6 protein-coding genes and 2 rRNA genes are annotated in these 9,069 nt (G+C 59.1%); 3 read left to right on the top strand and 5 right to left on the bottom strand.

Annotation, left to right across the window (positions count from 1 at the left end; translation table 11 throughout):
* The first annotated feature begins 31 nt into the window (after positions 1 to 31).
* From mksB to mksF, 3 genes are read left to right on the top strand one after another with little or no spacing between them, the layout of a single operon-like run.
* Positions 32 to 1,312, top strand: a complete 1,281-nt coding sequence (gene mksB, locus CAF65_RS09150) for an Mks condensin complex protein MksB (RefSeq protein ID WP_178076666.1) — start codon at positions 32 to 34, stop codon at positions 1,310 to 1,312.
* Positions 1,302 to 2,015, top strand: a complete 714-nt coding sequence (gene mksE, locus CAF65_RS09155; RefSeq protein ID WP_085715994.1) for an Mks condensin complex protein MksE — start codon at positions 1,302 to 1,304, stop codon at positions 2,013 to 2,015. Before mksB ends, mksE begins: the two co-directional genes overlap by 11 nt.
* A complete protein-coding gene (gene mksF / locus CAF65_RS09160) occupies positions 2,012 to 4,852 on the top strand; it encodes an Mks condensin complex protein MksF (protein ID WP_085715995.1) in 2,841 nt (946 codons plus the stop codon). Before mksE ends, mksF begins: the two co-directional genes overlap by 4 nt.
* A gap of 163 nt (positions 4,853 to 5,015) precedes the next feature.
* On the opposite strand, the gene CAF65_RS09165 is transcribed toward mksF, so the two are convergent.
* The 5 genes from CAF65_RS09165 to CAF65_RS09185 all read right to left on the bottom strand — a co-directional run.
* Positions 5,016 to 7,319: an intermembrane transport protein PqiB gene (locus tag CAF65_RS09165; protein WP_085715996.1), complete on the bottom strand. Its 2,304-nt coding sequence runs from the start codon at positions 7,317 to 7,319 to the stop codon at positions 5,016 to 5,018.
* Positions 7,312 to 7,935 carry a paraquat-inducible protein A gene (locus CAF65_RS09170; protein ID WP_085715997.1) on the bottom strand — a complete coding sequence of 208 codons (624 nt, stop codon included), beginning with the start codon at positions 7,933 to 7,935 and terminating at the stop codon, positions 7,312 to 7,314. The genes CAF65_RS09165 and CAF65_RS09170 overlap by 8 nt, the downstream gene beginning before the upstream one ends.
* A complete protein-coding gene (locus CAF65_RS09175) occupies positions 7,922 to 8,581 on the bottom strand; it encodes a paraquat-inducible protein A (protein WP_085715998.1) in 660 nt (219 codons plus the stop codon). Before CAF65_RS09175 ends, CAF65_RS09170 begins: the two co-directional genes overlap by 14 nt.
* 147 nt (positions 8,582 to 8,728) lie before the next feature.
* Positions 8,729 to 8,844, bottom strand: a 5S ribosomal RNA gene (gene rrf, locus CAF65_RS09180).
* A gap of 145 nt (positions 8,845 to 8,989) precedes the next feature.
* Positions 8,990 to 9,069, bottom strand: a 23S ribosomal RNA gene (locus CAF65_RS09185); the annotation flags it as partial.

Consider the following 9,069-nt stretch of genomic DNA (forward strand, 5'->3'; position numbering starts at 1 on the left):
GCTTTTAATCGCCAACCAGCCGGCCATTCCGATGATCGAACCCAAGCGCGTCTTGCGCGCCCTCGCTGAACACTGGGCACTTCTGGAGCCTCTGTGCGAGCACTTCGACCAAGGCACACTGAGCCTGAACGAACTGCGCACGCAACTGGCCGCCCAGCAACTCGACAGTACGCCGCAGGACATCACCAGCCTGCTCGACGTGTGGATTCGCCTCGACATCCTGGTTCCCGTGGCCAAAAGCCCGAACCGTTTCGAGCTCAATGCGCAGATTCACGACTTCCTCGCCTATCTGCGCCGTGAACACCGGCTGGGCCTGTGCCTGGAGATTGAAGCCTACCTGCGCCACCTGGAGCGTCTGGCCGGTTATATCCAGGACGCGTTCGATATCCGCGACGGCAATGACCTCGCCCGCCAGTTGCGCCTGCTCGACATGCGCGTGCGTGACGTGCTGAAAAAGCTCGATAACGACGAACAGGCACTGGTGGCCGTCGCCGAACGGGCGAAAACCAGCGACCGGCAGATTCCGTTGCGCCAGCGCTACGCCGAAGTGCTGGCGACCTGGGACGAATACGTCGAGCCGATGATTGATCTGGTGAACGCCGACGGCGCCTTCGAACAAGGTGTACGCAAGGTCGAAACCGTCTTGCTGAAAATGCTCAGCGAACAGCAACGCCTCGGCCACCTGGTCGACGACGACATGCTGCTGCGCACCCACGCACGCATCCTCGAAATGCAGACCAGCGCCCAGTTGACCCTGCGTCATGCCCGCGAACTGCTGCTGCCGCTGCGTGAAGAAGCCCGCCGGCACAACGCCGTGACCCGTGGCGCGGCGCTGGCCTTGTCGATGATCCGTCGCAAGGGCCTCGACGCGGTGCCACAAGCGGCGATGCCGATGTTCACCCGCCCGCAAAGCACCTTCCTCGGCAGTGCCAGTCAGGTCGAAGCCTACGTTTATGCCCTGGCGCGTTTCGAACCGAAACCGGCGCGTTTCCCCAAGGCGCACAAGTCTCACAAGGGCGGCGATGCACCACGGGCGCCGCGCACGGTTCGGGAAATGCTCGAACGCTGCGAAGACGCCTTGCCGATGCCGGACCTGATGACCTGGCTGCTGGAGCAGGAACCAGACGGCGCCACCGACGAATTGCTGTACTGGTTCTCGCGCCTGTCGCGGGAAAAACGCTTCACTCGCGAGCGTCTGGAACGTCGCGAATACCATACTCACGAGCATCAGGTCAGCCTGCGCTCCTTCGCCCTGCTCTCGGTCAGCGATGACGCCGCCGAGAATTCTGCGAGCACCCCAAATGCATCTTGATCTTTCCGAACTGTCCCAACTGGCGCCGATCTTTCGCGAGCTGTTCAAGGGTTACCACGTCAGCCGCCGCGATCCGGAACTGTACGCACAGTTGTCGAACTTCCAGGACCAGTACCGCACGCTGTTCAAGGCCCTGGGCTTTGAACTGGTCTGCGACACCCGCGGCTTCTACTACTTCGTGCCGGACCTCGCGGCAGCGGCGGTGAACAAGACCGCCCAGCGTCTGGCCCTGTTCACCTTCATCCTCGTTGAGCACCTGGCCGATCAGGGCCGCGACCCGATCGCCGTGCTCGACGGCGGCAGCCTGGGGCGCGATGAGTTGCCGTCGCTGCTGGAAAAATACCGCGACCTGTTCATCCAGGCCGAAGTGCAGACCCAGGACGAGCTGGAAGAAAAGATCATGCGGCGCATGACCCAGCTCGGTTTCGCCAGCGAAGAAAACGGCATCTACCGTTTCCTGCCGCCGATGCACCGTTTCCTCGATGTGTGCCTGTCGGTGCAGCAGGACCGCGATCTGGCCGCCAGCCTGCACAGCGTCCTGCCGTTGCCGGTGCCGGTACTGATCGACGAAGACAGCGACGAAAAACTGCTGCAGACCGATGACCCACTCGACCTCGCGGGTTTTGAAGAAGACAGCGAAGATGAAAGCGAAGAAGACGCCTTAGCCCGGGCCATTGCCGAAGAACAGGAGCTCGACGCATGAGCAAGGAACGTTACGGCATCCGCCGCTTTGCCCTTTTGAATACCGCCGGCTACAGCCTTGGCCTGTTCCCGCTGGAAGAGCCGCTGTCGGTGTACGGCGCAAACAACCTCGGTAAGTCCGCCTCGATCAACGCCTTGCAGTTCCCGATCCTGGCGCGCATGTCGGACATGAGCTTCGGCAAATACAGCCTGGAACAATCCCGACGCTTCTACTTCGCCTCGGACACCAGTTACATCCTGGTCGAAGTGAACCTGCCCCACGGTCCCCATGTGATCGGTGTGGTCGGCCGTGGCCCGGGCGGCGGTTTCGGTCACCAGTTCTTTGCCTATACCGGCAAACTGGACCTGGCCCACTACCAGAAAAACGATACCTGCCTGCGCCAGAAAGAGCTGTTCACCAACCTTGAGCGCGAAGGCCTTAAGGCCTACGAACTCAAGCCGGATGAGCTGCGCCGTTTGCTGGTCGGTGGCCACACCTCGATCCCGCTGGACCTGACGCTGATCCCGCTGCGCTCCACCAGCGAGCAAAGCCTGAAGACCTTCCGCGCGCTGTTCATCAACCTGCTGCACATGCGCGAAATCACTGCGGCCAAGCTCAAGCAACTGTTCCTCGATGCTTTCGAACACAGCCTGCGTTCCGGCAGCGTCGATTACATTGCCGCGTGCGAAGAAGCGTTCCGCGATGTACGACGCATGGAGCAAGACTACAACTCGCTGGTCGCCGCCGGCCCCTTGGTCGAAGCCTTGGCCAACGGCGTGAAACAACGTGACCTCCTGCGCGGCAAACTGCACCGGATCTCGCCCCTGCTCGACTCCTTGCTCGGCACCTGGTCGGACTACGCCAGTGCGCGCAAAGAGGAGCTGACCATTCAGGCCGAACATTACCGCAACGAGCAGGATGCCCTGCAAAACGACCAGCGCGGTGGCACTCAGGAGCTGATGCGCCTGGAGCGGGAAATCACCGGCATCCAGCGCTGGCTCGGCGAATTGTCAGTGCTCAAGCATCGCTTTGCCCTGGTCGATGACGTCAAGGTGCTGGAACAGCAACTGCTGGCCGCAAAGGACGCCCACGACGAACTGGCCGGTGCGCTGGCACAATCGCGCCAATTCAGCGCCGAAGACCTGGACGAACGCCTGCGCGACCTGGAAAAACGCCTAAAGTCTGTCAAGCAGCAACTCGATCACGCCGATAACAACAGCTACGCCCGCCTGCGCGAAGAGTTCTCGCAGCAAGACGTCGAACGCCTGATGCGCCTGTTCAACAGCGCACTGTTCAGCCTGCCGCTGGGTGAACACGGCATCACCCTTGACGACGATGGCGAGTGGGTCAAATCCGTGGAACTGATCCTCGACGGTTTCAAAGGCGAACGCTTCGAAGTGCCTGGCCTGTCCATCGACATCTCGCACATCGAACCACCGGCGTTGCAGGCCCTGGCTGACCGCGCGGCCCTGCGCGACCAGAAAGAACGCCTGGAAAAAGAACTCAAGCAACTGAAAACCCAGCAGGCCGTGGCCGCCGACCGCGCCGCGAGCAAGACCCGGACCGAAGTCCTGTACCAGCAAGTGCTGGATGCGCAGAAAGCCCTGGAAGATTTCCGTCGCGCGCAAACCCTGAGCGCTGAAGAAGGCGACAAGCTGGAACAGATGGCGCAGATGGAAGCCGCACAGGACGAATTGAAGCGCTCCAGCGATGCCTTTACCGAGCGCGTCCAGCAACTGTCGGCCAAGCTGCAACTGGTCGGCCGTCAGATCGGCGACATGGAAGCCAAGCAACGCACCCTCGACGACGCCCTGCGCCGCCGTCAGTTGTTGCCGGCGGACCTGCCGTTCGGCACACCGTTCATGGATCCGATCGACGACTCCATGGACAACCTGCTGCCGCTGCTCAATGACTATCAGGACAGCTGGCAGGGCCTGCTGCGGGCCGATGGCCAGATCGAAGCGCTGTACGCTCAGGTGCGCCTCAAGGGCGTGGCCAAGTTCGACAGCGAAGACGATATGGAGCGTCGCCTGCAACTGTTGATCAACGCCTATGCGCACCGCACCGACGAAGCCCTGACCCTGGGCAAGGCTCGCCGTGCCGCCGTGACGGACATCGCCCGGACCCTGCGCAACATCCGCAGCGACTACGACAGCCTCGAACACCAGCTGGCACTGTTCAACCGCGAGATCAACAAACGCCAGGTCTCCAACCTGCAAAGCTTCCGCATCGTCCTCGCTCCGAACAAGGAAGCGCTCAAGCACATCGACCAGATCATCCACAGCGCCGGTCAGTACGAAGAAGGCGAAACCCTGTCGGTCTTCGATCTGAGCCAAAGTGCCGAGCAGGACAACAAGAACGAAGAGGCCAAGGAGTACCTGGCACGGCTGGTGGCGGCCAACCACAACCAGCTCGGCCTCAAGGACCTGTTCGAACTGGCTTTCGAAATCACCAAGGTCAATGGCCAGCCGGTGATCCACACCGACATCGACGGCGCGGCGTCCAACGGCACCACCATGACCATCAAAGCGCTGACCAACATGTACTTGTTGCTGCACTTGATGGACCGTGACCAGGCCGGTCGCGTGCGCCTGCCGTACTACCTCGACGAAGCGGCGGACATCGACGAGAAGAACCAGGCCGCATTGTTGGAAACCAGCCTGCAACTGGGCTTCGTGCCGATCCTGGCGAGCGTCAAGCCGCAGGTCTGCGCCAGTGTCGCCATCGATCTGGAAGGCGGCAGCGGCCCCTCCGGCATCTACATCGACGAGGCGGACTGGAAGTACATCCGTCGTCACGACCAGGTGAAGGCGACGATCAACGAGCAAGCAGATGAACCGGAGCTGGACGCGGTCTGACGCTTGAATCGAAGGCAATGAAAAAGGCCGCGATCCAATGGATTGCGGCCTTTTTCATAGGTGGGTCATTTAGCTTTGCAGTGAACTTCAGGGCCTCTTCGTCGGAGCGCCGCCCGGGGCAAGCCCGCGAAGGCGTCATCACTGACGCCACATAACCCTCAGACTATTTACCCAGCGAAATCTTCGGCGCCCAGGTCAGCCATTCCTCTTCGAACTTATCGAACAGCGCGAACGTCTGCTCCGGTCGCGCCGGGCTGCCCATGCGCTCGCCGTCCGGCGTGGCGAAGGCGACACCACCCTGAATCATCGTCTCCAGGGATTCAGTACGCACCGTTGCACCTCTGAACAGGCCGACATCGAAATCAAAACCGCTGGTGTTCCAGAACCGAGTGCCGCTGCGTACCAGTGGCGCGTACTTCGGCTCGATCAGGATATGGATCAATACACGATCAGCGGTCTGGCCCAGCTCATAACCCGTCACCTTGCCCACGGTGATTTCGCGATATGTCACCGGCACGCCGGCTTTCAGCGAACCGCGACGAGCGGCGCTCAGTACCAGACTCAATCCCGCTTCCTGCCTGGCCGTTTCCGGCGCAGCGGCCAAAGCCACAAAGTTGTTTTGCGGCCCCAGATTCTTCGGCGCCGGTTGCACCTCGATGTACTGCCCGGTCACCAGGGTCTCGAGGTTTGACGTCTTGATCAGGCCCAGCTCAGGCTTGACCACCCAGAACTGACTACCGACCCGGGCAATGCGCTCCGGCACTTCCGTTATCCGCGCGGTCAGCAGCACCGATTGCAGGTCGTCACTCAGGTCAACGTCCTCGATCTTGCCGACATCCAGGCCCTTGAAGCGAATCGGCGTGCCCGTACGCAAACCATCGGCGCGGTCTACCTTGATGGTGATCACCGAACCCTTTTGCGTGGCGTCGTCATGGCTGGCGAACAAGCGGAAACGTGGGATGCGCTTGCGTAGCGGCGCCTTGGCTTCCGGGGTTTCAAACGCAATACCGCCGGCCATCAAGCTTTGCAGCGATTCACTTTTGACTTGAATCCCACCGGTCAGCCCGCCCGTGAGCGTGATGCCGCTGGCATTCCAGAAACGTGTCGAAGCGTTGACCAGATCCTCATACTCCTTCTCGATGTGCACGCCAATGATCAACTGTTTCTTGGTGCGCGAGAACTGATAGCTCTGTACCGAACCGACCTTGACCTGCTTGTAGAGAACCGGGCTGCCGACTTCCAGCGAGCCGAGATTTTCCGTGAACAACACCAGGTGCAGACCAGGTGCACGCAGATCCAGCGGTGGTGCCTTGGCCCGTGCCACGAACTCCCGTTGTGGCGCCGCACCCTTGTCGCCAGGACGCACAGCGATGTAGTTACCTTTGACCAGCGCTTCCAGGCCGGTAATCCCCGCCAGGGAAATCGACGGTTTGACCACCCAGAATTGCGTACCGTCCACCAGGTAATCTTCGGCCAACGGATCCATCGTCAATTCGGCGGTGGCCCCGGACAGATCGGGATCAACCTTCAACGCTTTGAGATTGCCGACCTGAATACCTTTGTACATCACCGGCGTACGACCGGCCTGCAAGCCTTCGAAGTCGGTGAGCTTGACCTTGACCCGGATACCGGCCGCCGCTGCATCGAAGTCTTCGTAGAGTCTGAACGGCAGGCTTGGGTCGGTAGGCGGGCTGTCCTTGCGGTTTTCAGGTGTAGCGAACGCAATACCACCGGCGACAATGCTGGCCAACGACTCGCTACGCACTTTCACACCGGATAGATTGGCATCGATGCTGATGCCGCTGGCGTTCCAGAAGCGCGTGTGTTTGCGCACCAGTTTGGCGTAGGTCGGTTCGATGAAAACCTTGAGCTCTACGGTGCTCTGATCTTCAGAGAGCACGTAGCTCTTGATCTGCCCCACCTTGATCTGTTTGTAGAACACCGGGCTGCCGCGATTCAATGAGCCCAAGCGATCAGCCTTGATGGTCAGGTGCAGACCCGGCTGGGCATCGGAGAGCGGTGGCTCCTGAGCCAGGGCCTTGAACTTGCGAACCGGTTCACCCTCGCCCGGACTGATTGCAACGTAGTTACCCGAAACCAGCGTCTCAAGGCCCGTAATACCGGCCAGCGTCACGCTCGGCTTGACCAGCCAGAAGCGCGTGCTGGTTCGCAGGTATTGCTCTACGTCCTTGTTCATTTCGATGCTGGCAATCACACCTTTGGAACCGCCCTCGTCATCGAGCTTGAGGCTTTTGACCTTGCCGACCGACATGCCCTTGTAGACGACTTCCGTCTTGTTGGCCTGAATGCCTTCGCCACTTTCAAAGCGCACCTGAATCTCGATGCCATTCTCGTTGTAAGCACGCCAGCCAAGCCAGCCACCGATGATCAAGGCGATCAGGGGCAACACCCAAATGGCAGACCAGTTGGAGGCCGGTCTGGTTTTCGCTACAGGCAAATCAGTCATGGTCGTCGTCCGACTCCGTGTTATCCCAAATCAGTCGGGGATCGAAAGTTACGGCGGCAAGCATCGTCAGAATCACCACAGTGGCGAAAGCGATGGCGCCTAGATTGGCTTCAATACTGGCAAGCCGTCCAAAATTCACGACCGCCACCAGGATGGCGATCACAAAGATATCGAGCATCGACCAGCGGCCGATGAACTCGATGAAGCGGTACATCCAGATACGCTGGCGAGCCGAAAGGGGTTGACGACGCTGCACGGAAAACAGCAGCAAAGCGATGCCTACCAGCTTGAAGGTAGGCACCAGGATACTGGCGATGAACACTACGGCCGCAATGGGGAACATCCCGTAGTGCATCAACTCGATCACACCGGCCATGATCGTGCTCGGCGCACCTTTGCCCAAGGAGTTCACGGTCATGATCGGTAGCAAATTGGCCGGTATGTAGAGAATGGCGGCGGTAATCAGCAATGCCCAGGTCCGTACCAGGCTATTCGGGCTGCGAGCATGCACCAGCGCTCCGCAGCGCGTACAGACTTGCTCATCGGTATCAGCTTCCTGCCTGTTCAATTCATGACATTCCTTGCAAATCAGAATGCCTGCATCAATCGCCCGCATGAGCATCTTCTCCTGATAACGCTTGCCAGATCTGGTGAGGCGACATCACGACTTCCAGCCAGACTTGAATCAGCAACAAGCCAATGAAGCACGCCAGGCCGAGGCCTACGGTGATTGCTGCCATATCTGCCAGCTTGACGATCGCCACCAGTACGCCCATGAAGTAAACCTCGAGCATCCCCCATTCGCGTATATGGTGATAAATGCGATAGAGCAACAGGCCGTAGCTGCGTCCGACATCAAAACGGATGCTCAACAATACGGCCAATTGGCACAGTAGCTTGAGCAGCGGAATCCCCATGCTGCACAGGAACACGATTACCGAAACGCTTTGCATGCCTGTGTCAAAAAGCGCGACAACACCGCTCCACACTGTGTCTTGCGAAGATTGCCCGAGCAGATTGAGTTGCATGATGGGTAAAAAGTTCGCCGGAATAAACAACAACAGGGCAGCAATGACCAGGGCAAGACTGCGCTGTACGACGTTGTAACGATTGGCGTAAAGCTCGTAGCCACAGCGCGGACACAGGGCTTTTTCGCCATGGGCGAGTTCTGGCTTACGCATGAGCAGGTCGCACTCATGACAGGCAACCAGATTGTCTAGTGGTAATTCTGACAGCCCTTGGGCGTCAACCGGATCCGGCATACAGGCTCTGAGTCTGAAAAAGTTGGCCCTATTCTAGTGCCATGAACTGAAAATAACTGTGCAAAATGTGCAACAGCCAGCCCTGTTTTTTCACGCACAAAAACAAAACCCCTACCTGCGTATGCAGATAGGGGTTTCGGAATTTAATCTTGACGATGACCTACTCTCACATGGGGAAACCCCACACTACCATCGGCGATGCATCGTTTCACTTCTGAGTTCGGGATGGGATCAGGTGGTTCCAACGCTCTATGGTCGTCAAGAAATTCGGTGTGCCGACCCGTCTTTCGACGTTTCAGCAAATTGGGTATGCGATAGATTTGTGTGTTGTGCGAACTTTCGGTTCATTGCGTCTTCACACACCGCAATCTGGTGCCTTTTCAGGTCAGCAAATTGCTTGGGTGTTATATGGTCAAGCCTCACGGGCAATTAGTATTGGTTAGCTCAACGCCTCACAGCGCTTACACACCCAACCTATCAACGTCGTA

Source organism: Pseudomonas sp. B28(2017), assembly GCF_002113025.1.
GTDB lineage: Bacteria > Pseudomonadota > Gammaproteobacteria > Pseudomonadales > Pseudomonadaceae > Aquipseudomonas.

Coding starts and splice junctions, on each gene's coding strand:
- mksB (WP_178076666.1), top strand. CDS start 32: ATGATCGAACCCAAGCGCGTCTTGCGCGCCCTCGCTGAACACTGGGCA.
- mksE (WP_085715994.1), top strand. CDS start 1,302: ATGCATCTTGATCTTTCCGAACTGTCCCAACTGGCGCCGATCTTTCGC.
- mksF (WP_085715995.1), top strand. CDS start 2,012: ATGAGCAAGGAACGTTACGGCATCCGCCGCTTTGCCCTTTTGAATACC.
- CAF65_RS09165 (WP_085715996.1), bottom strand. CDS start 7,319: ATGACTGATTTGCCTGTAGCGAAAACCAGACCGGCCTCCAACTGGTCT.
- CAF65_RS09170 (WP_085715997.1), bottom strand. CDS start 7,935: ATGCGGGCGATTGATGCAGGCATTCTGATTTGCAAGGAATGTCATGAA.
- CAF65_RS09175 (WP_085715998.1), bottom strand. CDS start 8,581: ATGCCGGATCCGGTTGACGCCCAAGGGCTGTCAGAATTACCACTAGAC.